22 protein-coding genes are annotated in these 25,155 nt (G+C 37.8%); 9 read left to right on the forward strand and 13 right to left on the reverse strand.

The window, feature by feature from the left end:
* The first annotated feature begins 2 nt into the window (after window positions 1-2).
* Together AB657_RS14255 and AB657_RS14260 are read left to right on the forward strand one after the other, a co-directional pair.
* Entirely contained in the window at window positions 3-2,744 is a 2,742-nt protein-coding gene (locus AB657_RS14255; protein ID WP_047247105.1) for a carboxypeptidase-like regulatory domain-containing protein, read from the forward strand.
* Between the two features lie 12 nt (window positions 2,745-2,756).
* Entirely contained in the window at window positions 2,757-4,133 is a 1,377-nt protein-coding gene (locus AB657_RS14260) for a DUF5689 domain-containing protein (RefSeq protein ID WP_047247106.1), read from the forward strand.
* A gap of 3 nt (window positions 4,134-4,136) precedes the next feature.
* Here the strand turns inward: AB657_RS14260 and AB657_RS14265 are convergent, their stop codons facing one another.
* From AB657_RS14265 to AB657_RS17740, 3 genes are all read right to left on the reverse strand, one after another.
* The gene (locus AB657_RS14265; protein WP_047247107.1) at window positions 4,137-4,544 is read right to left on the reverse strand and encodes a response regulator; all 408 of its coding nucleotides are present in this window, start codon (window positions 4,542-4,544) and stop codon (window positions 4,137-4,139) included.
* 219 nt (window positions 4,545-4,763) lie between these two features.
* A complete protein-coding gene (locus AB657_RS14270; RefSeq protein ID WP_047247108.1) occupies window positions 4,764-5,174 on the reverse strand; it encodes a response regulator in 411 nt (136 codons plus the stop codon).
* 4 nt (window positions 5,175-5,178) lie between these two features.
* Complete coding sequence (locus AB657_RS17740) at window positions 5,179-8,121, reverse strand: sensor histidine kinase (protein ID WP_052958716.1); 2,943 nt, start codon at window positions 8,119-8,121, stop codon at window positions 5,179-5,181.
* A 139-nt stretch (window positions 8,122-8,260) separates the two neighbouring features.
* On the opposite strand from AB657_RS17740, the gene AB657_RS14280 reads away from it, so the two are divergent.
* Entirely contained in the window at window positions 8,261-8,725 is a 465-nt protein-coding gene (locus tag AB657_RS14280; RefSeq protein WP_047247109.1) for an ankyrin repeat domain-containing protein, read from the forward strand.
* Between the two features lie 37 nt (window positions 8,726-8,762).
* Window positions 8,763-9,539, forward strand: a complete 777-nt coding sequence (locus AB657_RS14285) for an amidohydrolase (RefSeq protein ID WP_047247110.1) — start codon at window positions 8,763-8,765, stop codon at window positions 9,537-9,539.
* Here AB657_RS14285 and AB657_RS14290 read toward each other — a convergent pair.
* Both AB657_RS14290 and AB657_RS14295 read right to left on the reverse strand, forming a co-directional pair.
* Complete coding sequence (locus AB657_RS14290; protein WP_047247111.1) at window positions 9,523-11,139, reverse strand: Ig-like domain-containing protein; 1,617 nt, start codon at window positions 11,137-11,139, stop codon at window positions 9,523-9,525. The genes AB657_RS14285 and AB657_RS14290 overlap by 17 nt on opposite strands.
* A 34-nt stretch (window positions 11,140-11,173) precedes the next feature.
* Complete coding sequence (locus AB657_RS14295) at window positions 11,174-11,758, reverse strand: ComF family protein (RefSeq protein ID WP_232304890.1); 585 nt, start codon at window positions 11,756-11,758, stop codon at window positions 11,174-11,176.
* 173 nt (window positions 11,759-11,931) lie between these two features.
* Between AB657_RS14295 and AB657_RS14300 the strand changes: the two genes are divergently transcribed.
* The gene (locus tag AB657_RS14300; protein WP_047247112.1) at window positions 11,932-12,828 is read left to right on the forward strand and encodes a hypothetical protein; all 897 of its coding nucleotides are present in this window, start codon (window positions 11,932-11,934) and stop codon (window positions 12,826-12,828) included.
* A 37-nt stretch (window positions 12,829-12,865) separates the two neighbouring features.
* Window positions 12,866-14,407: a glycine--tRNA ligase gene (locus AB657_RS14305; RefSeq protein ID WP_047247113.1), complete on the forward strand. Its 1,542-nt coding sequence runs from the start codon at window positions 12,866-12,868 to the stop codon at window positions 14,405-14,407.
* Window positions 14,408-14,417: 10 nt separating this feature from the next.
* Here the strand turns inward: AB657_RS14305 and AB657_RS14310 are convergent, their stop codons facing one another.
* Both AB657_RS14310 and AB657_RS14315 read right to left on the reverse strand, forming a co-directional pair.
* Window positions 14,418-16,499, reverse strand: coding sequence for a TonB-dependent receptor family protein (locus AB657_RS14310; RefSeq protein ID WP_047247114.1), 2,082 nt, complete (start codon window positions 16,497-16,499; stop codon window positions 14,418-14,420).
* Between the two features lie 30 nt (window positions 16,500-16,529).
* Window positions 16,530-17,051 carry a hypothetical protein gene (locus AB657_RS14315; RefSeq protein WP_047247115.1) on the reverse strand — a complete coding sequence of 174 codons (522 nt, stop codon included), beginning with the start codon at window positions 17,049-17,051 and terminating at the stop codon, window positions 16,530-16,532.
* 129 nt (window positions 17,052-17,180) lie between these two features.
* Between AB657_RS14315 and AB657_RS14320 the strand changes: the two genes are divergently transcribed.
* Both AB657_RS14320 and AB657_RS14325 read left to right on the forward strand, forming a co-directional pair.
* On the forward strand, window positions 17,181-17,945 hold the full coding sequence (locus AB657_RS14320) for an exodeoxyribonuclease III (protein ID WP_047247116.1): 765 nt from the start codon (window positions 17,181-17,183) through the stop codon (window positions 17,943-17,945).
* Window positions 17,946-18,002: 57 nt separating this feature from the next.
* Window positions 18,003-19,043 carry an NADP(H)-dependent aldo-keto reductase gene (locus AB657_RS14325; RefSeq protein WP_047247117.1) on the forward strand — a complete coding sequence of 347 codons (1,041 nt, stop codon included), beginning with the start codon at window positions 18,003-18,005 and terminating at the stop codon, window positions 19,041-19,043.
* Between the two features lie 106 nt (window positions 19,044-19,149).
* On the opposite strand, the gene radA is transcribed toward AB657_RS14325, so the two are convergent.
* From radA to panC, 6 genes are all read right to left on the reverse strand, one after another.
* Window positions 19,150-20,511 (reverse strand): DNA repair protein RadA, encoded by a 1,362-nt coding sequence (gene radA / locus AB657_RS14330; protein ID WP_047247118.1) that lies wholly within the window; start codon window positions 20,509-20,511, stop codon window positions 19,150-19,152.
* 79 nt (window positions 20,512-20,590) lie between these two features.
* Window positions 20,591-20,755, reverse strand: a complete 165-nt coding sequence (locus AB657_RS18020) for a hypothetical protein (protein ID WP_157491759.1) — start codon at window positions 20,753-20,755, stop codon at window positions 20,591-20,593.
* A 50-nt stretch (window positions 20,756-20,805) separates the two neighbouring features.
* On the reverse strand, window positions 20,806-21,948 hold the full coding sequence (locus tag AB657_RS14335; RefSeq protein ID WP_047247119.1) for an alpha/beta hydrolase: 1,143 nt from the start codon (window positions 21,946-21,948) through the stop codon (window positions 20,806-20,808).
* 26 nt (window positions 21,949-21,974) lie between these two features.
* Window positions 21,975-22,940 carry a lysylphosphatidylglycerol synthase transmembrane domain-containing protein gene (locus AB657_RS14340; protein ID WP_047247120.1) on the reverse strand — a complete coding sequence of 322 codons (966 nt, stop codon included), beginning with the start codon at window positions 22,938-22,940 and terminating at the stop codon, window positions 21,975-21,977.
* A 91-nt stretch (window positions 22,941-23,031) separates the two neighbouring features.
* A complete protein-coding gene (gene panD, locus AB657_RS14345) occupies window positions 23,032-23,382 on the reverse strand; it encodes an aspartate 1-decarboxylase (RefSeq protein WP_047247121.1) in 351 nt (116 codons plus the stop codon).
* Window positions 23,383-23,395: 13 nt separating this feature from the next.
* Window positions 23,396-24,241: a pantoate--beta-alanine ligase gene (gene panC / locus AB657_RS14350; RefSeq protein ID WP_047247122.1), complete on the reverse strand. Its 846-nt coding sequence runs from the start codon at window positions 24,239-24,241 to the stop codon at window positions 23,396-23,398.
* Between the two features lie 103 nt (window positions 24,242-24,344).
* On the opposite strand from panC, the gene AB657_RS14355 reads away from it, so the two are divergent.
* Window positions 24,345-25,154, forward strand: coding sequence for a glycogen/starch synthase (locus AB657_RS14355; RefSeq protein WP_047247123.1), 810 nt, complete (start codon window positions 24,345-24,347; stop codon window positions 25,152-25,154).
* Window position 25,155 lies beyond the last annotated feature (1 nt).

Here is a 25,155-nt window from a genome sequence, read left to right on the forward strand (position 1 = left end):
GTATGCATAGAAAAATTCTATTTATACTCGTTTTTCTATGTTTTAAAGTATGTATTGGCCAAGAGACTACTCCTGTTTCGGGAGTTGTTGTAAACGCATTGGATAGAATACCTATTTCAGGGGCCATAATTACGATCGAGGGAGAAAACCTTGAAACTAAAACTAACGATTCGGGCTATTTTATATTAAATGTGAACTTAACAAATGAATTCATTTTAAGAGTTTCATTTCAAGATTATGGCATCAAGCGTATTCCTATAAGTGTGGATAACGTCTCACTTCAATTAGGTAAAATATACTTACAGCACGATATTTCTTTAGAGAAGCAAAATAATCTTATTACGTTAACAGAGGCTGAACTTTTAGACGATGGGGCCAATGCCAATTCTTTAGGTCTGTTACAATCCACAAGGGATATTTATCTAAATAGGGCGGCATTTGATTTTGGACAGGCATTTTTTAGGGTACGTGGCTACGATGCAAAAAACGGTGAGGTACTAATAAACGGAATTTTAATGAACAAAATCGTAGATGGCCGACCTCAATGGAACAATTGGGGAGGCCTAAACGACGTGGTAAGAAATCAACAATTTACAAATGGGCTAGCTTCATCTAACCATACATTCGGTGGTATACTGGGCAATACGAATATTGATTTGAGACCCTCGGGTCTACGCCCGGGTTTTCGCGTTTCGTCATCTGCTTCCAATAGAACGTATACAGGAAGAATAATGGCAACCTATAATTCTGGAATGCAGAAAAATGGACTGGCCTATATGTTCTCAACCTCCAGACGTTGGGCAAAAGAAGGGTATATAGATGGAACCCTGTACGATGCCTATTCGTTCTATGGGGCCTTAGAATATAAAATGGACAAAAGAAACAGTTTACTTCTAACATCGATATTTGCTTCTAACAGAAGGGGTAGATCCTCGGCACTTACTGAGGAAGTTTATAATTTAATAGGAAACAACTATAACCCGTATTGGGGAAAACAGGGCGGTAAGATCAGAAATTCGCGTGAAAGGGCCATTGCCGAGCCAATGTTAATGTTGAACTATTTTCATGAAACTGAAAAGTTTAATTTGGCAGTAGGTGTTGTTTACCAGACCGGAAAATATGCTAAAAGTAGATTGGGATATTATAACGCTCCTAATCCAGATCCAACCTATTATAGATATTTACCAAGTTTTTATATCAATAGTCCGATAGGGGCAAATTTTATTAGCGCAGAAGTTGCCAAGACAAGTTTTTTGAACGATCCACAAGTGAATTGGCAAAAGATATACACCGCTAATACTGCTGTGTCACAAAATGGCAAGGCGGCCTATGTATTATATGACGATACTGTTTCAGACACCCAGATAACCGGTAACGTTAATGCTAATCTGAGGTTCTCCGATATTTTTAAAATGGATTTTGGTCTTATGGGAAGGTATTTAAACTCTAAGAACTATGCAGAAATAAATGATCTGTTAGGTGCCGATTTTCATGAAGACCTAGATACGTTTTCAAACACCAAAAATGATGTTGATGGCAATATAAACAAAGGAGAAGGGGATGTTTTTAATTATAATTATGAGTTTATCGCACAACAATACAAGGTGTTTGCCCAGCTTGGTGTAAATCTGAACCAATGGAAAGGTTTTATAGGAGGGTATTATAGTTCAAATTCGTTTCAGAGGAACGGTCTGTTCATGAACGAGCGTTTTCCGGATATTTCTTATGGAAAGGGAGAAGAGATAAGGTTTTCTAATTTGGGTCTTAAGGCGGGGCTCACATATAAGGTTACAGGGAGACATTGGATTACTGCACATACGGCGTATATGAAAAGACCTCCAGTGTTACAGAACATCTTTGTTAACCCAAGGGAATCCAATGCCGTTGTACCCGACCTACAAAATGAGACCATTTCCACGGTCGATTTAAATTACTTTTTAAGAATGCCAAAACTTACCGGACGTTTGACAGGGTTTTACACAAGGTTTCAGAATACGACGGATGTTAATTTTTTCTTTGTGGATGCTGGGGTAGGTTCAGATTTTGTACAAGAAGTTCTGACAGATTTGGATAAGTTGCACATGGGTATAGAGTTAGGGTTAGAGTACCAACTTTCACCTTCTGTGAAACTATCTGCCGTTGCATCTGTTGGAAAGTACCTATATGCCAGTAATCCTTTGGTGACCATCAATTTCGATACCGCTTCTGCAGAGGACGATTTAATAGATATAAGTGGGGTAAAGGATTTGGGGCCAGCCATGATCAAAGACTATAAACTGGCCCAGGGTCCGCAAAAAGCAATGGCTTTTGGTATCGAATACCGTGCCCCTAAATATTGGTGGGTAGGTATGACCGCTAATTATATAGCGAACAATTATGCCAATATATCCACTATAACCAGAACGAGTAGCTTTTTGTTAGACCCCGAAACGGGGGCAAGATTTTTAGATGCCACACCAGAGAATGTGGCGGAGGTTCTAACGCAAAAAAAGTTGGACAATTTTTACCTACTTAATGCCATAGGAGGTAAATCTTGGTTAAAAAAGGGAAAATATATAGGTGTTTTTGTCAGTATCAACAATCTCTTTGATACCCGTTTTAAAACGGGAGGTTACGAACAAAGTAGAAATGGAAATTTTGGGCAATTAAAACAGGATAACCTAAGCGGTTCTCCATCATTTGCACCAAAATATTGGTACGGCTATGGCAGAACCTATTTTTTGAACGTGGCCATTAGCTTTTAAAATATTTTAAAAATGATTTCATCACATATAAAAACAAGTTCGTTTATTTTAAAAATGCCCCTTCTTGTTATTATACTGCTGCAAGGTTGTGTAAAAGATAAAAATTTTGAAATTCCAGAAATAGTATGTGAAGACGAAATAAAGGCAACGGCCACCTTTGCAGAAGTAAAACGTTTGTATGACAACAAAACTGTTCAGATACAAGAAGATTTGATTATTGAGGGGTACATAGGTTCATCGGATAGGGAAGGTAATTTTTTCGGTGTACTTTTTTTTCAGAATACACTGGAAAACCCTACTGATGGATTTCGGATTGAAATAGATCTAAGGGATTCGCATTTATTCTATAGTGTAGGTGATAAGGTGCTAGTTAGGCTCAAAGGCCTATATCTTGGAAAAACAAAGGAAGTTTTTAAACTAGGAGGGGTATTTAATTCTTTTGGGAATTTATCGGTAGGAAGAATTCCGTCAAAAACCGTTTTTGAACATATTCTTGTGTCATGCGACAACCAGGGGGAAATAATACCCACAAGAACATCGATTACAGGACTGAAAGATGAAATGGTAAACACGTTGGTCGAAATCGAAGAAGTGGAATTTTCATTAGAATATCTGGACCAAACCTTTGCGGAACAAGAGGAAGAAACCGAGCGGACCTTATTGGACTGTAACGATAATGAGCTTTTATTGGTCAATAGTGGCTATTCGGACTTTTGGTCCGAATTGTTACCGGAGGGAAGCGGAAATATTACAGGTATTTTGACCAAAGATGATGGGTATAAGCTGGTAATACGTAATTTGAATGACATACAGTTGCAAAATGAGCGGTGTGAAGATTTTGTAGATGAGTTTACTTCCCGATCCATACTCTTAACCGAACTTGCCGACCCTGACAACAACGCAGGGGCAAGATTTGTGGAAATATATAATGTAGCTAAAGAACCACTTTCTTTAAAAGGATGGAAATTGGTAAGATATACAAACGCTAGTTCAGAAATAAGTTCTACCATAGATTTGACCGGAAATACCATTGGGGCAGAAAGTACCTTGGTGATTTCACCGAACAAAGAAGAATTTGAAAGGGTGTATGGTTTTGCTCCCGATATAGCTGTAGGAACAAATTCGCCGGCCGATTCCAATGGGGATGATAACCTACAATTAATAGACCCTTTTGGTACGGTAATAGATACATTCGGTGTTATTGGCGAAAAGGGTTCTGGTACGGACCATGAATTTGAGGACGGTAGGGCATTGAGAAAAATAGAGATTGCTGTTGCCAACGCTACATATGATTTTTCTGAATGGCTTGTTTATAATGATACGGGGTCAGAAGGTACTATTAACGCTCCAAAAGAGGCCCCTGCAGACTTTACACCCGGCATTAGGTAAGTTTTAGCTACCTTTTGTAGTTTCCTTGATTTGTTCCAATGATTCTTGTGTCAATGGTTTTACCATGTACTGTTCTACCATTGTAAACGATTTTGCTTTTGCCATGTTTTCAGGGCTTATAAAAGAGCTAACGATAAAAATTTTTACACCCGATCTTTGATTTTCCGGAATTTTATTAAACTCTTCCAAAAAGGCCCAGCCATCTTTTTTTGGCATATTTAAATCCAAAAGAATTATTTCGGGGATTTTTATATTTTCGATCAAAAGGCCTACAATGCTGTCAATGGCTTCTTGCCCATCTGAGTACCAAAGAACATTTTCACAAAAATCCATCTCTTTCATTAGTTTTTTGGAATTAAAAGCAAAAAACTCATCGTCATCAATTATGCAGCAACTCTCAAATTTACTCATGAAATTTTTTTATTCTGATTATAATAATTAGGTACGAAAGTAATATCAATTATTACTAATTGATACAAAAAAGTTGAAAAATAAAACTAGTTCTTATTGGTTGGAGAGAAGTAATGTAATATCGATGGTTTTTTCTTGAATGTTGAAAGTTTAGAATCTTTTCAAAAAATGTGTTGTTCAGTACTTTTATGTGTTAAAAGATATATTGTGGAATATGGCCTATTTTAGAATATCGTTTAATACATTTTCTAGATCATTGGGGGTAATAGGTTTTAATATATAGTTATGAACCGACTTATAATTTTTTACCCTTTCCAAGTCTCTGGGATCTACCGATGAACTAATAATATAAATAACGGTATTTTCACTACTGTTCGAAGGAACTTTAGTGAACATGTCAAGAAATTCCCATCCGTTCATTATGGGCATATTTAAGTCAAGAAATATAATGGGGGGCACTTTTTTTCCTTGGTCCGAAATTTCCCGAAGTCCGTCATACGCTTCTTGGCCATTGTTATATACAAGAATGGAATCACAAAAATCAACGTCTTTCATTATACGCTTAGTGCCATATATAAAAATTGGGTCATCGTCTATGATACAACAACTATCTATTTTTCTTTTGACCATTTTTTCAAGCTTTTTTTAAGGTTATAAAAAAGGTAGCACCTTTGTCTATTTTACTTTTTACAGAAATGCTTCCTCCCATCGTCTCTATTTGGTTTTTGGTAATGAACAATCCTATTCCTTTCGCGTCTTTATGTTTGTGAAAGGTTTTGTACATACCAAAAATTTTGTCTCCATGTCTTTCCAAATCTATTCCCTGACCGTTGTCCTTAAAAGATATTATAACGGTGTCGTTCTTTATCTTAGAAGAGATTTCGATGATAGGTTTTCGTTCTGGCGAAGAATATTTCAATGAATTCGTATACAAATTAAGGAAAATACTTTCAATATATGCAGGTATACCCATTACAAAATGCGATTTAGGCACATCTATTTTAGAAATAACCTCTTTTTCATTTATTAAACCTTTAATGTTTTTTTGAGTATTTGTAATGGTTTTAAGAATGCTAATGCTTTGCATCTCTTCAAAAGTGCCCGTTTTAACCTGTACAACCTCATTAAGGTGATGTATGGTGTCGGTAAGGCCATTAGATGCATTCATGAGCATCTTTACAAGGTTATCACGTTCTTGTTCATCTTTTTCAGAGGCCAAAAAATTGGTAAGCATGGCCATGTTGGTAGAATGTGATCGTAAATTATGTGATACGATATGGGCAAAATTCAATAAACTTTCATTTTGCTTTTTTGTAACCTCCACTAGGGTATTGAGTTTTTTTGAAGCTTCTATACGATCTGTTAAATCTAAAATTTGTGTAATGGCGTGTGAAATGTTTCCGTCGATATCCCTGACTATGGTAACAGCGATAAGAGCATATACTATTCCGCCGTTTTTATGAAAATATCTTTTTTCTATTTGATAACTGTCCTGGTTGTTTTTACGTGCCTTTTCTAAAAGAGTTAGGCTGTCTTTATCATCAGGATGTGTAATGTCTTTAATAGATAGCTTTAGCAACTCCGCTTCTGTATAACCTAAACTTTTACATAAACTTTTATTGACTTTTTTCCAGTGATAATCCGTGCCCACCAACGCCATGCCGATTGCCGAATTTTCAAAGGTTTCAGAAAAAGATTCCTTGCTTATTTCCAATTTAAGCTTGGCATGCCTTAATTCTGTAATGTCAAAGTTTGCGCCAATTATATTGGTTACCCGCCCATCCCGGTCTTTTTGGGCTTCTGCAAAGGAAAGTAGGTGAATAACGTCACCATTAGGTTTATAGCCCCTAAATTGGGTAGAAAAAGTATCACCATTTTTTACGATGGCATCCAGTTTTTCGGATAATGCTTCCCTGTCGTCTTCATGCATTCTTAACAGCCAATCTTCCAATAAGTTAGATGATTCTTTGGGTATGTTGTGCATGGTGTACATGTTGTCATTGACCAAAACAATGTTCTCAGGTACTTTTAGGTCCCATACCCCTACATTGGCGACCCTGGTTGCAACGTTCAACCGGTGGGAAGCCTCTTTTAATTTAATTTCGGCTTCTATTCTTGGAGTAATATCCATTAACTGGGCAATGAAATGGGAGACCTGCCCATTGGATTCTTTAACAATGGTCACGGTTAATATGGCATGTATTGTTTTTCCCAGTTTATGAACATACCTTTTCTCTGTTTGAAAACTATCCTTCTTGCTTTTGTGGGCTTTGTCCAGCAAGGTCAGGCTATCCATGTCGTCTGGGTGGGTTATGTCTTTAATAGATAATTGTAACAACTCTTTTTCCGTATATCCCAATAAATTACAGAGACTTATATTTACCTTCTTCCATCGCTGATCGGCACCTACTATCGCCATTCCTGTAACGGAATTATCGAACGAGGCTTTTAAAGATACTTCGCTTTGGTTTAAGTTTAACTGTGTGGTTTTTAATTCTGTAATGTCAAAGTTTGCCCCTACAATTTGTACTACTTCACCCTGTTCGTTCTTCTTGCCTATGCCATAGCCTTTGATATGTTTGGTAGTTCCGTTGGGGCATATTATTCTAAATTCGACATCCAGTTCTTTTTGCCCTTTAAGGGTCAGGGTCACTTCTTGAATCATGTAATCCTTATCCTCGGGGTGTAACATAGACATCCAAAAATCGGTATCGGCCATTAATTCGTTTTCATGTATCTCATATAAGTCATACATGCTTTGGTCCCAAATAAGGTTTTTCTCATGAATGTCGTACTGGAAGACGCCTATTTTTGCCGTTTTTGTCGCAATCTTAAGACGCTCCGAAGTTTCTCTAAATTTTAATTCGGCTTTCTTTTTTCTGTCTATATCTTGAAAAGTACCAAAGAGGCGTTTGCATGTTCCGTCGACCATTTCTGCCTGTCCCCTTGCCCTTATCCAAAGTTCTTGTCCTTTATTGGTTACGATAATCAGCTCTAGGTCCCAAGGAACACCCGTAGCGATGGTATTGTTTACTGCCTTGGTTATCTTGTTCCTGCATTCTCCTTCCTTATAGAAATTTAATGCTTTTTCAAGAATGGGTGAATAATCCGGGGGAACACCATGAATTTTCTTGGTCATGGGACTCCAGTATACATCGTTGGTCAATAGGTCTAGCTCCCAACTCCCTGTTCTGGATACCTCTTCCGCTTTTAAAAAAAGCTCTTGCTCTCTTTTTTGGTCTGTAATATCTTCTATATGTACCATGAGCCCTATAAAGGTGCCATCATCATTTTTTGATGGGTCAAGACTCCATTTTAACCACTTTGGTTGGTTGTTTTTAAGAAAATATTTAATTCCAGTATTAACGATTCTTCCTTTTTTTAAACTAAGAACAAGGTCTTGTTTTAGCTCCGAAGGAACGTCGTTCAGGACATCCAAAAACTTTTCACCAATTATGTCTTTATTTGGTGTAATATAATTGGATCGTAATGTTTCTGAACTGGCCATTACTCTCAGCTCTGGATCTAAAATGGCGATAGCGTGCGGGGAACCCTTTATAAAAGATTCTAAGGACATGGTCTTCAAATGGAATAGTGTTTGTAATAAAGATAGTATTTTAATATGAAGAAAATGTCCAATACGGGGGAATCCAGATATAATTTTGAAAATTAATGGATGAAAGAGTATATTTCCATATAATTTAATATAGAAGAATATGGGCGACCTGTTCGAAAACATAAGAAACGGAAATCTTCAACAAGTTCAAGAGATATTGGCTAAAACTCCGGGTTTCGTAAATATAAAAGATGGTAGAGGGTCTTCTCCACTTATTTTGGCCACTTATTATAACCAAGGGGATATAGCGGCTTTTTTGTTAAGTCAAGGAGCAGATATAAATCAGAAGGACGGTGCTGGCAACACGCCTTTAATGGGCGTTTGCTTTAAAGGGTATAAAGAACTGGCCGAAATGTTGATAGAAAACGAGGCCGATCTTAACGAGAAAAACACAATGGGAGCTACGGCACTTATATATGCAGCCATGTTCGGCAAGTATGAAATTGCCCGTGTGCTTTTAAACAATGGGGCGGATAAATCTATTAGGGATGCTAGGGGAAATACGGCCCTAGATCATGCAAAGCTTAAGGAAGCCCCCGAATTAATTGAACTGTTCATAGAGTAATGTTCACAATGGTCATAAGATCGTTCTACAATAAATAATGGAGGAAATACTTAAAATTGCCCTAGTGCAATCATCGCTGGTTTGGGAAGACCCAGAAGCTAACAGGGCACATTTTTCAAAGAAATTGGACTTAGTGTCAAATGATGTAGATTTGGCAATCTTGCCCGAAATGTTTACTTCGGGGTTTACGATGTCGCCTGAAAAACTGGGTGCGGACCAATCTAAGAAGACGGTGGATTGGATGGTGAACGAAGCTGTTAGTAGGAATATGGCTTTGGTAGGCAGTAGTGTTTTTTATGAAAATGAAAAGTATTACAATAGGTTGCTTTTTGTGAAACCCGATGGTGAAGTATCCAGTTACAATAAAAGACACACGTTCACTTTGGCGGGAGAACACAAAAAATATACTTCTGGAAAAAGCATAGAAACCATCGATTACAAAGGGTTTCGAATAACTCCGTTGATTTGTTACGATCTACGTTTTCCAGTTTGGAGTAGAAATGTAAGTGGGTACGATATTCTTGTTTATGTGGCCAATTGGCCTAAACCACGAATTACGGCATGGGATGCCTTGCTAAAAGCAAGGGCCATTGAGAACATGGCATATTGTGTTGGTGTTAACAGAATAGGAACGGATGAAAAAGGACTTGAATATGACGGACACTCGGCGGTATACGATCCTTTGGGAGAAAGGCAGGCATTTTCAGAAAAAGAGGGGATTGTTGAAACTACCGTAAGCAAAACCTACGTGAAAGAAATCCGGTCTAAATTAAGGTTTTTGGAAGATAGGGATGATTTTAATCTAAAATATTAAAAGTTACGTTTTCTATCCAGTTGGCCCTCATTTCTATAATGTTCGGATAATGAGATACTTTTTCTGGCTGTATCTTTTTTAGATAGTTACCGGTATCCCATTTTTGGTTGTTATTTTGGTCAAAAATAACCCGTATCATATAATTTCCCGGAGGTAAATTATTAAATTCAAACAGTTGGGGTTCATTGGCGAATATCTCTCTTTGCAGTTCTTCTTTGTCATTGGTCAATTGAACAATCAGAGGATAGGCTATATTGTTGCCACTTAAATTTACCGTTAGATCACCATAATCGGCGAAACTCTTGGTTGCCAGGGAATAATTGATGGTATCGTTGGTAGTACCAAAAAAATCGAGTACCGCACCAGGTAATAGTTGCATTTGATAAACTTGGTTGGGCTCCACCTTGAAATCGAAATCCAATTTATTTTTTATGGAATCTAAAGAAACGCTATAATCGATCAATAGCGAGTCTTTGTTCATAATATCTATCATAGAACTATCTATAGAAACTAGGGGAGTGTTTGCGACAATGGATACCTTGTCCTCAAAATGTAACGTGCTTTTTTGAGTCGGGCTAAGTTTAAGTGAATCTATACCCGCTTTTCTGTTTTTGATCGTAAATGTGTCTATGACTTTTAAATTTTCATTGGTTACCGTAAAAACGATAGAGTCCATTTCATAAGGTGTAAACCAAAAATTTAGCGTGTCTTTATCGCGCTCTTTAAGAATAGTAGTTTTTACCGTATCTGGAATTTTTGAAATGGGGGATATCTTAATCTCCTCACCTTTTCCATAATAACCAAAGCTGATTTTGTTTTTTGATGCCAATGAGGGTACGTTAACAGCATAATCGGGTACTTCTTTAAAAAGGGTAAGAAGATATATCGAATCTGTAGGAAGGTTGATAGTGTCCTTTATAAACGCGATTTTATCCGATTTTTGGTCGAAAATGTTGTTTTTAGAAGCGTCTTTTAGTCCAAATAAGGCATATTTGCCTTCTTTTAGATTTTTTAAATTAAAGATGATAGTGCTGTCCAGGGTGTTGGTAATATAATTGGGTGGCCTTTTAAAAATTGTAGAATCGGTATAGGTAGAATCTATGTTATATAGCATAACACTGATAAAATCGTCTGCTTTTTTATTAAAGGCGTCTTTAACCACCCCTCTTAATTCAAGAGAATCTATATAACTGCCCGTAGAAAATACATAGGTAAAAAAGCTGTTAGGGTTTTCTTCGTTATTATCCACTATGCTTTGACCAAAATTTAAGGTATAGGTAGTGTTTTCCAACAAAGTGTCTTTTAGCGTAATTTCTACATACCTGCTTGCGCTACCCTGTGGTGTTAATGTCGGTTGGTATTTTAAAGGGGGAGACACAATGAGTTGCTCTTGAACATCTTTTAATTTCACTAGCTCATCAAAATACAACCTAATTTTATTGGCCTTGAAATTAGTAGACATGTTCTCTGGCTCCGCTTTGGTCAAGACAGGGGGTGTAACATCCTTCGGGCCACCTGTAGGGCTGCCTTTTCTAGCACATTGAAAACATGAGAAAACAATAATAAAAACAAAAATATAAGCTAGAAATCTACGTAACATGGTTTAAATATCTAGAGCAAAGAAACGACATATTTTATAGAATTTTGGCAACTATGGCCATGCTTGCAACATATATTTCGGTACCCTCAATATTTTTTAATGCTTGGGCACAGATTTCTATGGTAGCCCCCGTTGTTATCACATCGTCTACCAATAAAATAGTTTTATTGGTGAGTATTTCTTTATTCTTAACCTCATATAATGATCTATTGTCGTACCAACGGCCCAATCTTGTCTTTTTTGTTTGGGTTCTGGTATTCGCCGTTTTAACAAGAATATTTTCTAAAAAGTCACTTTGTAAATGATATGCCAATTTTTTTGCGAACAGTGTATTTTGGTTGTATCCTCTTTTCTTTAGTTTCTTTTTGTGTAATGGAACAGGAATAATATAGTCTATTGGTGGAAGGTGGTTGTTTTCTTTTATCAACTGTCCGTACCAATTACCTAAAAAACTCCCGATCTGCTCTTGGTTTTTGTATTTAAGATTATGAATTAGGGTTTTTACGATTCCTTGTTCCGCAAAATATAAGAACGAACTGGCTTTTTTTATGTTAATTCTACCATAAAAGATACGGTCGACACTGTTTTCTACGTTAAAGTTATATTCGGTGAGTGGCAATTGATGTCGACAAACGGTACACAAAAGCTTCTCTCCTCTATTTATTTTAGCATTACATCCAAAACATGCCCTAGGCAATAGGAGGGTGTTTATATCGTTTGCTATATTTGAAAGCTTAGTGAGTAACAATATTGTGCTTATTATATTAACCTACTAAATGGCCAATTCTTTGGATGGAGAGTCAAGATACTAAATTCAATTATAAAATTATACTTGCTGCTTTGGCCGCTGTTATAATAGGGATTCTTATTGCCTTTTATTATAGTTATGCCCAGTCTAAGACCGAAATCAACTTTTTGGAACAGCAAAAAGAGGTTTTGGTAAAGGATCTTACTATTATGAAGGCAGAATTGGATCGCCTGTCTGCATTGAACGAAATGAACGATATTGAGCTTCAAGATGCAAAGTTCGAAGTACAACAATTGAAAGATTCGGTAGGAAGATTAAATTTCACCGTTGCTAGATTAAGGGAGTTTAAGACCGTATTAAGAAGGTTGGAGGCCAAAAATGATAGTCTTAAGTTAAAGAACAATTTTCTTCGTTACAACAATATGCTGTTGAGCGATAAATACGATGAGGCACGTAAACAAATAGAAGAACTTAGGGCCAATAGAAATTCGTTGGCCGAAGCCGAGGCCTTACAGCGCAAAAAAATATTGGAATTGAACCAACGGCTCAAAACCAAAAATTACCTAAAACTGGATTATTCAGAAGGTAGAGGTTTTAGATTAAGGGGTACGCGCCCGGTTAGTACCAATAAAGCTTCGACCATAGAAAAACTGAGAGGTTGTGTTACGGTCTTGGCGGATCCGAATGTCACAGAATCACAAAAGGTGATATACCTGCAATTTTTAGATCCGGACAAACAAATTGTGGAGGATAATGCCAATACCATCACGGTAAACGGTAATGTTTACAGTAAAAGAGTTGAGTTTGAGTATACAGGGGTAGAAACTTCGGTTTGTGAGGTGGTTACGGTACCAGAAGGTTCGTTGAAAGAAGGCACCTATACCTTAAATGTTTTTGAGGATGAACGCCTTATCACATCTTCAGAATTTCAATTAAAATAATTACCTATCTTTTAGGCTAAAATTCTATTTTTGCCACATGGCGAATCAAGAAGATAATTTTAAGAAGGTTATATCCCACGCAAAGGAATACGGATATGTGTTCCAATCAAGTGAAATTTATGATGGTTTAAGCGCTGTTTATGACTATGGTCAGAACGGGGTGGAGCTTAAGAAAAATATTCGTGACTACTGGTGGAAAGCCATGGTGCAGCTCAACGACAACATTGTTGGTATTGATGCTGCAATTTTTATGCATCCGACTACTTGGAAGGCTTCAGGTCATATAGATGCGTTTAATGATCCTTTGATAGATAATAAAGATTCCAAAAAACGATATAGGGCAGATGTTCTAATAGAGGACTATGTTGCCAAAATCGATGCCAAAATAGAAAAAGAGGTTAAAAAGGCCGAAAAACGTTTTGGGGACTCTTTTAATAAGAAAAAATTTTTAGAGACCAACCAAAGGGTTGTTGAATACCAAGAGCAAGGCAAGTCTATATTAAGCCGTATGGCAAGATCCTTGGAAAAAGAGGATTTAGCGGATGTGAAGGCGTTAATAGAGGAGTTAGATATTGCATGCCCCATGTCGGGTTCAAAAAACTGGACGGACGTTAAGCAATTTAATTTAATGTTCGGAACCAAGTTGGGGGCCAGTGCAGAAAATGCCATGGATCTATACTTGCGACCAGAAACTGCACAAGGGATATTCTTAAACTTCTTGAACGTACAGAAATCTGGGAGAATGAAAATTCCGTTTGGCATAGCTCAAACAGGAAAAGCATTTAGAAATGAAATTGTGGCAAGACAGTTTATTTTTAGAATGCGTGAGTTTGAACAGATGGAAATGCAGTTTTTTATTCAGCCAGGAACACAGAAAGAGTGGTATGAGCATTGGAAAGAAAATAGAATGCGATGGCACCTTTCTTTAGGTATGGGAGAGGATAATTACAGATTCCATGACCATGAGAAGTTGGCACATTATGCGGATGCCGCGGCAGATATAGAATTCCGTTTTCCATTTGGCTTTAAAGAATTGGAAGGAATCCACTCTAGAACCGATTTTGATTTAGGTAGCCACGAAAAATTTTCTGGTAAGAAACTGCAATATTTTGACCATGAGACCAATAGAAACTATGTCCCATATGTATTGGAAACCTCTATAGGTCTTGATCGTATGTTCTTGGCAGTTTTTTCTAATTCTTTGCAAGAGGAAGAATTGGAAAACGGTACTACAAGAACGGTTTTAAAATTACCCGCTGTACTATCACCTGTAAAGGCAGCTATTTTGCCTTTGGTAAAAAAGGATGGTTTGCCAGAGATAGCCAAAGAGGTTATAGATGATTTAAAATGGGATTTCAATGTTACTTATGACGAGAAAGATGCCGTAGGAAGAAGGTATCGCAGACAAGATGCGAACGGAACACCATTTTGTATAACGGTGGATCATCAAACCAAAGAAGATCAAACGGTCACTATTCGCCATAGAGATTCAATGGAACAGGAACGTGTTTCAATATCGGATCTTAGGAGAATTATTTCCGATGCCGTAGATATGCGTAATTGGTTAAAGAAGATTTAAGTGTAAGAGCCTAAAGGGCGTAGGCGATATTAAAGCTTCCGTAGTAATTTATTCCATTGCCTGGATAATAATAACGTGGTTCCGAACCTCCAAAACCTGTGGTGTTTATAAGTACGGATCGTGCGTATAGTGCATCGAAAATGTTGTTTACGCCCAAATCAAAGCCAAGGGTAAATCTATCGGACATTTTTTTTCGGTAGCCAGCCCTTAAGTTTACCAAACTATAAGCATCACTGTAAAGGTCATTTGAGTCTGTCAAGGGAATTTGTTCTACATACTGGTATACCACATTTATATAATAGTTCGAAAAAAGCTGATTTTGTAGTCCTGCCGTAATTTTATGTTTTGGTACCCCGGTTAGTTCATTACCAGAATAGTCGTTTCCATTATCTACAAAATCAACAAATTTATGATGGTTAAGGTTGTAGTTGATAAAGGGGCTTATCTGAAAACGGGAAGAAGAGTGTAAAATTTTATAGTCCGTTGCAATTTCTAGGCCTTGATGTTTTGATTTTCCTGCATTCTTTTCTATAAACTGATCTTCTCCTACCTGTTCCCTGATCAAAAGATTTCTAATATCCATTTGGTACGCGGTAATTCCAAATTTTAAGTTCTTGTTTCTAAGAAGAAATAACTGGGTGCCAAACTCATAATTGGTTCCTGTTTCTTGTTTAATGTCGGGGTTGATGACCCCTTCCGGTGTCAATGTTCTTTCAAGGCTTGGGTTGGTGTACCCTCTACTAATGTTGGCAAAAAATTCTTGGTTGTCATTAACTCTATAGTTTAATTCTAAACTGGGTAGCAATATGGCATTAAAATCTCTACTTCCGCTTTTATTAAGGTCGCCTTGGTTAAAACGATCCTGCAGGTCAAAGTCTGTTTTATTGATATTGAGGCCTAGTTGTGCGGAAAAGTGGTTCGTAATAGGATAGAGTAGCGTAGTAAATACGTTCCATTGGCTTCGAAACTCCTTGTTGCGGGCAAATAAACTTCCCTTTAAACTGCCGTTGCCGTTATTCTCTTCATATAGATTTTCAAATTCGTCCCAATCATATTCGTCTTTATATAGTTCGGCTCCAAAGGTGTATAAGATATCTTTGTTTGTTATATGTAGCGAACCTTCAAAATTGGTTCTGAAACCATAGCCTTTGGTTATTTCCTCTAAAATACCAAAAGGACGGGCTTCATGTTTATCCAAATAATTATAAAAAATACTGGTAGTATTTTTAAGACCTGCATTGAATCTGTGTTCTAAAGAGAGGCCTACAAGGGTTTGGTTGTTTGTTTCAAAACCGCGGGATGCTCTCCAGGTATAGGTAGCCTGTTCAGGATCTTCGGTAAAGTCCGATATCCCCAGAGAACTAGGTATTTGAGCCGTGTAGTCTATATGGTTTAATAAAAGGGAGATTTTGTTTGTTTCATCTAATTGGTAAGAGGTGTTCAGTAGAAAACCATCTCTTTCAAAACTATTGTTCTCTCGGTAGCCATCAGTTTCTAGATGTCCATATTGAAGGTTCATTTTAAGCTTTCCGTCATTATGATTAAAGGAAAAATTATTTTTAATCATATTGTAAGAGCCGAGGGTAAAGTTGTTTGAAAAATTAGTGGATTTGCCTAAGGCCTCTTTGGCTGTTAAAATAATGGTCCCGCCCAAATTTGCCCCGTATGAAGTGCCTTTGGGGCCTTTTATTACCTCTATTTGGGCAAGGTTCTCCAAATCGAATGACTCTATGGTAGAAGATCCAGTACCATTGGTTACCGGAATGTTGTTGTAGTACATTCGTAATTTATCGGTACCGTAAAGTGTTCTTGCTCCAATGCCCCGTATGGTAATTCTGTTGGTATTTAAAGCACCCGATAGAATATATACACCAGGAATCTGGTTGATGGATGAGACCATGTCCACAGGGCTGTAATTTTGAAATGTCTTTGCGGAAATAACTTCTGAAGGGGTAATACCGGTAGCAGCCTTGCTTTTAAGTGCGTCAATTAGAATAACCTCTTCCAATTGTGTGATGCTATCTTTGTTTATGGTTGTTTGAGAAAAAGAATGTAGGGAGGCAAAGACTAATAATATCCAGATGTATTTCATTGAAGAGTGTTAATATGTCAAATTTAAGGTTTAAAACCTAAACCCTATAGAGAGTCCGGCCCTGTACATGAACATATTTTGAAAATCTTTCGGATTTACGTTTCGTCCAAGGCCACCGTTTATTTCTAGGGTAAAACGTTCGCTCCTTGTTGCCCACTTGGCACCTGCGCCCAAACCAAGAGCTATAGTGTTGTAGTCATTGTTTCGAGTTCCTAAGTCATCGGAATCAAATTCGTCTTCTCCCGTATAATACAGGCCAAAGGCTTCGGCAAAAAAGCCACTTCTCGGAGCGTATCCGAAATAGGCGCGTAGGTTTGGCCCAATTCCAAAGTTACCGTTATAGTCCGTAGCGTCATTGTCCGCATAGATGGTTCCTCCAATACTGGTGTCCTCGTTTATATAATATTCGTAGGACGCCTCCACGGAAGAAGTAACCAAAAACTGGCCGATATTGAACTTTATCTCATGGTCGTTTTCTAATCTGGGATAGGCTTGCCCGGTGAGTTTAAAAGAGGAGATGATAATAAATAATAAGATAAAAGGCTTTTTCATTTTGTGTTGTTGATGATTGATAAAAATCAATACAAAGTTTGTTCCAAGGATACAAAATTAGGATATTAATAAGCAACTTAACCTGGTTTTAGGTAGTCCTTTTCTATTTTTGGACCAAACATAGACCCAATGAAGATTGTTTCTTATAATGTAAATGGTGTAAGAGCCGCTATAAAAAAAGGTTTGTTGGAATGGTTGAAGGCGGTTGACCCCGATGTGGTATGTCTTCAAGAAATAAAGGCCAATAAAGATCAATTGGAACTTTCCCTTTTTGAGGAGGCCGGATATCCTTATGGCTACTGGTACAGTGCCCAAAAGAAAGGATACAGTGGTGTGGCCATACTGACAAAGAAAGAGCCCGACAACATTGCATTTGGAACGGGTATCGATTATATGGACTTTGAAGGAAGAAACATCAGAGCCGATTTTGGGGATATCTCCGTTATGAGTATGTACTTGCCCTCAGGCACCAATTTGGCCAGGTTAGAGCATAAACTAACCTATATGTCAGACTTTCAAAAATATACCGATGAGCTCAGAAAAACGAGTCCGAACCTTGTTGTTTTGGGTGATTATAATATTTGTCACCAAGCAATAGATATTCATAATCCCGTAGGTTTAAAAAATGTATCCGGATTTTTACCCGTTGAAAGAGAGTGGATAGGAAATTTTATAAAGAGCGGATTCATAGACAGTTTTCGTCATTTTAATAAAGAACCGGATAATTACACGTGGTGGAGCTATAGGGCCAATGCGAGGAATAATAATAAGGGGTGGAGATTGGATTATGGTATGGTGGCCGAGTCTTTAGAAGAGCGTTTGCAGCGTTCGGTAATCTTGTCCGAAGCAAAGCATAGCGACCATTGTCCGATTTTACTCGAACTTAAAGATTAGGCAAAATAGAAACACCTTTATTTTTGTAATTTCGCCTTTTTTTAAACGCCTTATTAAATGAAATATACCTACCTTCCACATACTGATATCGAAGTAAGTAAAATTTGCCTTGGCACAATGACCTGGGGAAATCAAAACACAGAGCAAGAAGGGCATGAGCAAATGGATTATGCCGTTGATCAGGGGGTCAATTTTTTTGATACGGCAGAATTGTATCCCATACCTGCCCATCCGGACCGGCATTCGCTTACAGAGAAGATTATAGGTACTTGGTTCAAAAAAAATGGAAATAGGGATAAGATTGTACTGGCCTCAAAAATTGTAGGAAGGGCGGAAATGTGCAAATTCATTAGAACTACTGGTTTTAGTAGAGAATCCATTATCGAGGCGGTAGAAGGTAGCTTAAAAAGGTTGAAAACCGATTATATAGATATTTATCAATTGCACTGGCCAGAGCGTAACACCAATTATTTTGGCAAAAGGGGATACACGCACGATATTTCCGATCCTTGGGAAGACAACATACATCAAGTATTGGAAACCTTGCGAGATTTGATTCGGGAAGGAAAAATTAGACATGTGGGCATTTCAAATGAAACACCTTGGGGTACAATGCGATTTTTAGAAGAGAGCAAAGTGCATGCTACCTTGCCCAGGGCCATTACCATTCAAAATCCATATAATCTACTTAATAGATTGTTCGAAGTAGGACTTTCTGAAATATCGATGAGAGAACAGATAGGTCTATTGGCTTATTCGCCCTTAGGGTTTGGGGTGTTAAGCGGTAAATATTTGGGGGGTAGGTCTCCAGAGGGCTCTAGAATCACTTTGTTTCCCAATTATAAAAGATATAGTTCACAAACAGCCGTAGAGGCAACACAGAAATATTATGAATTGGCCATGGCCCATGATATTTCTTTGGCTCAGATGGCTTTGGCCTTTGTGAATTCAAGACCCTTTTTAACCAGTAACATTATAGGGGCCACTAGTATGAAACAGTTAAAGGAAAATATAGAAAGTATACATGTAACGCTGTCCGATGAGGTTTTAAAGGGCATAGAGAATATACATAACCAACATCCAAATCCCGCGCCATGAGCATAACATCGTTGATTTTTCTTAAAATAGGTTTTTGGCAAATGGTATTGATCATTTTGGTTATAGTGATCATATTGGTCTTTGCCAGGATTATGAGAGACAGGCGCTAACCAAATAGGCTAGCGACTACATCTTCTATTTTTGACGCCAATTGAATATTGATTTTGGTGTTTTTAAGCCCAATTTTATTGTTTTTGGATACAATTATAGTGGTGTAACCCAATTTTTCAGCCTCAACAATACGTTGTTCTACCCGTTGTACGGGTCTTATTTCTCCAGCTAAACCAACTTCGGCGGCAAAGCAGATTCCTTTTTCGATCGGGATATCCTCGTTACTGGAAAGTATAGCGACAATTACGGCAAGGTCAATAGCGGGGTCATCTACAGATATGCCACCTGTAATATTTAAGAATACATCTTTGGCACCTAATTTAAAACCGGCCCTTTTTTCCAAAACGGCTAAAAGCATGTTCAGACGTTTTGCATTGTAACCGGTCGTAGATCTTTGAGGGGTGCCATAAACTGCAGTACTCACCAAGGCCTGTATTTCTATCAGTAACGGGCGCATGCCCTCAACGGTCGAAGCAATTGCCGTACCACTTAAGCCCTCATCATTTTTGCTAATAAGTACTTCAGATGGGTTGTTTACTTCCCTGAGCCCGCTTCCTTGCATTTCGTAAATGCCCAATTCGGCAGTGGATCCAAACCTGTTTTTTAAAGATCTTAATAGCCTGTATACATAATTACGGTCACCTTCGAACTGTAAAACGGTATCTACCATGTGCTCTAAGATCTTGGGGCCGGCAATAGAGCCATCTTTAGTGATATGGCCAATGAGTATGACCGGTGTGTGGGTCTCCTTGGCAAATTTGATTAGTTCTGCCGTACATTCCCTGATCTGTGAGATACTTCCTGCTGCGGATTCTATATAATCTGAATGTAATGTCTGTATAGAATCTATAACGACAATATCGGGTTCTGTGGCCTCTATCTGTTTAAATATGTTTTGGGTCTTTGTTTCAGTAAGAATAAAACAGGTCTCACTGTTCGGGTGAATACGATCGGCCCTCATCTTAATCTGTTTCTGGCTTTCTTCTCCAGAAACATATAAGGTCTTGTAGGGTAGTTTTAGGGCGATCTGTAATAGTAAGGTGCTTTTTCCGACACCAGGCTCACCCCCCAAGAGAACAAGCGCCCCCGGCACCAAACCACCACCTAAGACCCGATTGAATTCTTGGTCAAAGGTGTTTATCCTAATTTCTTTCTCGGTACTTATCTCATGGACCAATAATGGTTTTGAAATCCTTTTTGTTCTGTCGGATGAAGGTTTCCAGCTAGATTTTTCTTCTTTCTGAACCACTTCCTCAACAACGGTATTCCATTCTTTACAGGCAGAACATTGTCCGACCCATTTGGCATATTGCGTTCCGCAATTTTGACAAAAAAAAGCGGTTTTAGTTTTGGCCATCTTTAGCTTTTCAGATTTGTGCTAAAGGTAGTAAGAAGTTTCAAAAATTTTGGGCAACGATTTTATTGATATGTTATATCTATTCCGATTTTTTCTTTTTATACTCAAGTATGGCAAGAAAGAAAGAGGCCCATGCCAAGAAGAGCGAAAGAGCGCTTAGGGCAAGTGCCAGATCACCTTTTAGGCCATAGTATGTAAAATAGATACCAGCGCAAACATAGTACTTGAAAATGCCTTTGATCATAATAATGTAGGTTAGGTTAAGATTTTGGGAATATAGGGATTTGGGGTCCTTTAAAATCCGAAATCGGCTTTTAAGGCATCGATTTTTTCCAATGCCATTTCTTTTGTCAAGAAATCTATCTCTTCCATCTGAAAAGCCTTTTCAAAAGTTTTTAAAGCTTTTTTTGGTTCTCCGAGTTGCTCGTAGTACTCACCTTCAAAGTAGAAACCGAGCATTGTCTCGGGGTATTCTTTTTTGCATAGGTCTGATAAGGGTTTCAATGATTCAAAATCCTCTTTTTTTCTTGATGCCGCATAGATTGCCATAATATCGTTCAGTGCTACGGGTTTACTAAATCCGAAAAGATCTACAATTCCTTGATATTTGTTCTCTAGGTATTGATAAACGGGTTCTTCCGAAGTTAATATCTGTGTTCTGTATTCTTTGGGGCTTATTGGTTTAAATATGCCGAAAACATTATCAAATGCTTTTCCTATTCCGTAAGTGGCTACAGAAATATGATCTGCCTTTTGATACTCGTCATAGAAATAATGAAGGGTTTCCTTGTCCAGGGCTTTGATGCCTTTATCAAGAGCTGCAATTTTTTTAGTGTCGTTAGATTGTTCTCCTTCCACAATTAACTGATAGAACATTTGTTTGTCAAAGGAGTTGAGTCTCATTGGTACCCTGCTCTCCATTTCTGGGGCAAGAGTGGGCGAAATACTCACATAGGCGTCAAAAATGGAGTTGTCTTTAAACAGCCAGTAATTCTGAAAGTTGGCGGTAATGTCGTATCCCAATATCATTCTAAAAGGGGCGGTACTATAATTTAGGTCTAGGTACGGAATAAGTTCCATACCAATAAACTCATAGAATTTTTTGCCCTTTTCACTGGGGAGACCGCTATTTGGGTCAAAGGCACAATCTTCGTATCGTATATTGTTTTCACTTTGGTTGACGCCTACGATTATACTTTCGGGCATTCCGTGGAAACGACTATAATATTTAGAAGTTGCGACCACTTGGTCAAAAAGATAATTTGCGTCCAGTACAACGATTAGGGGGTATTTTTTAGATTCGTCGAGTTCTGGCGGAAAGTAATATTGAACATCACGTCTTTCCTGTAATTTAAAAGATTCGAAAATTTCTTGGGTAGTTTGTGCTTTTATAGCGAACACCATGAACAGGGTCAATGGAAAAAGAAAATGGCGCATAAATTTGAATTTAAATAGTAGATGTACTACTTGTATCTGTTCAATAACGGTAATAGGAGAAAAGATATTGCACCAAAAACGACGTTCATCAAGGTTTGTGCGATCCACATAATCCACCCAAAGGCATCTCCAGAAACAGAACTAATTCCGAAAAGTACCAAGGCCTTGCTTACGAGGATTGGAAATAGGCCTACACCGCCATTGGTCGTCGCCATGGCAAAGGCCCCAAAGACAAAGGCTACCATAATTTCGTTAAGGGAAAGGCTGGCCGTTTCGGGGACCGTGAATTTTATGACCCACATCATTCCGATATAGCATACCCAGATGAGTAGGGTGTGGAAGACAAAGGCCCATTTTCTTTTCATTTTAAAAATGCTAAAAACACCGTCCATAAGGCCCTTTATGAAATGCTTAATTTTCAATGCAATGGAGGAGTTCGATTTTTTTACGAAAATGAAGAAGATGAGCACGGCAATGAGGCCCGCGGCCAATAGAAGAAGAATTCCGTTTAGGTCGAACCCTCTTTGTTCAAAAAAAGAAATGATAATATCGGTCTGTAGCAAGAGCGTTATAACCACTACAACTAGCAGCATAAACACATCTACCACCCTTTCTGTAACAATGGTTCCGAAACCTTTTTCAAAGGGTACTCCTTCGTAAGTGGTCAAGGCAGTTGCCCTTAGGATCTCACCTGTTCTTGGTACGCCCAAATTGGCCAAATAAGCCATGAATATCATAAATATGTTATTCGTTAATTTTGGTTTGTACCCGAGCGGTTCCAATAAATAATTCCATCGAATAGCTCTTGAGACGTGACCTATGATTCCTAGTAAAAGTGATAGTGTTACCCAGAAAAGATCGGCCTCCTTTATGTAAAAAAGAATGTCTTCTCTGTCTGCCGGAGATGTTTTGTGGTACCAATAAAGAACCAAAAAGACACCAATGGCAATAGGTAAAATTAATTTGAGCGTCTTTTTTAATGAATAGGTCACAATAAACTAACTATGTTTGACACCGAAATTAATCAAGTTATTGTCATTATTAAGGATATGGGAAAATAATTTCGAAGCTATGGCAATGGTCTTAGTTCAACAAGTTGTTCTCCTCGTTTGGAAAAACCAAGGCAGGATTAAATTTTTTAGCGTCCTCTATGGGCATCCATGCATAGGTGATCAAAATTAAGACATCGCCGACGGCCACTTTTCTGGCTGCAGCACCGTTTAAAGTGATTTCACCACTTTTTCTTGGTCCGGGTATGGCATATGTTTCTAGTCTTTCACCATTGTTATTGTTCACGATCTGCACTTTTTCACCCTGTACAATATTGGCGGCATCCATTAAATCTTCATCTATGGTGATGCTGCCTATATAATTTAGGTCTGCTCCTGTTACTTTTACTCTATGAATCTTAGACTTTACTACTTGTACTTGCATGGGACAAAATTAATCAATTGAGCGCTATATTGTCAATAAGTCTTACCTCGTTGGCATAAACGGCCACAAATGCTCTATATTTTACATTTGTTGTTTTACTTTTTATGGGTGTTAACGTTTCAACGTCCATAATTTCAAAATATTCCAATTCAAAATCATCATTTTCTAGAAACTGGTTTTTTACCCACTCTTTAATATCTAAAGCACTTTTCGTGCCAAATTGTTCTTTGGCAGTTTGTAAAGTTTTATAGATAAATCCGGCCTTTAGTCTTGTTTCGTTGCTTAACCTTTCATTTCTGGAGCTCATGGCCAATCCGTGGTCTTCGCGCACTATAGGGCATGGTACGATTTGAACGGGTATATCCTGGGACTCAACTAATTTTTCGATAATTCGTAATTGTTGAAAGTCTTTTTCGCCAAAATAGGCACGATTTGGTTTTATTATGGAAAATAATTGTTCTACAATGGTTCCTACCCCATTAAAGTGGTCTTCTCTAAATTTACCTTCCATAACTTTGTCCAAACCACCAAAATCATAGTTTTTGGCCTTTACCGAATCATCATAGATTTCTTCGACAGAAGGGGCAAAAACAAGAATATCCATATCTACCTTGCTTATAAGCTCTAGATCTTTTGCCAAGGTTTTTGGGTATTTGTTAAGGTCGTCTATGTTGTTGAACTGCGTGGGATTGACAAAAATACTTACAACCACATATTTGTTTTCTGAAGCCGCTTTTTTTATTAATTCCAGATGGCCTTTATGCAGGGCGCCCATTGTAGGAACAAGTCCTAAGCTATTGGAGGGCCTTATGTCCCTTAACCTTTCAATAAGCTCCTTTTTGGTGTTAATTGCGTGCATGTATAATTGTAATTAGCGAGCAAACTTACTATAAATACTGGTAATCTCTATATTTTTTGTAATTTTGCATCTGCGTTTCTGCGAAAAATAAAAAATAGCTTTTATGAATGGTAAAAAGGTATTGTTTGTATCTTCTGAATTAGTTCCATACCTCCCCGAAAATGAAGTTTCACATATGTCATATGAGGCCCCCAGAATGGTTAACAGCAATGGAGGGCAAATCAGGATTTTTATGCCACGTTATGGTAACATCAATGAAAGAAGGCATCAGTTGCATGAAGTAATCCGGTTATCGGGCATGAACCTTGTGATCAATGACATGGATATGCCTTTGATTATAAAGGTGGCCTCCATTCCTAGAGAGCGTATACAGGTATATTTTATAGATAACGAAGAGTATTTTAAAAGAAAAGCCACCTTTACCGATAAAAAAGGAGAGTTGTTTCCAGATAATGACCAAAGAGCCATATTCTTTGCGAAAGGTGTAATGGAGACGGTAAAGAAATTGAATTGGTCTCCAGATATTATCCATGTTCATGGTTGGATGGCAAGTTTGTTGCCTTTGTATTTGAAAAAGTACTATGCGGACGAACCTCTTTTTGCCGATAGTAAAATTGTTTTATCCGTTTACGGCAAAACTTTTGACGGTGAGTTGGACAAGGATATGATCAAAAGAATTGCTTTCGATGGAATCCCCGAAGAAAAAATAGCGCCCTTGGCGCACCCCACCTATAATAATTTGTTAAAAGTGGCCGTGGATTATTCGGATGCCATTATTTTAGCTTCGGAGGAAATTCCAGAAGAAATTACGACCCATATTTCCAACCTTCAAAAACCAGTGTTACCATATGTTCCTGTGCAAGAATTCGAAGAAGCATATGCTAATTTTTATAACACCGAAGTTTTAAAATAAA

Origin of the sequence: Maribacter thermophilus (assembly GCF_001020565.1) — a bacterium.
Taxonomy (GTDB): domain Bacteria; phylum Bacteroidota; class Bacteroidia; order Flavobacteriales; family Flavobacteriaceae; genus Maribacter; species Maribacter thermophilus.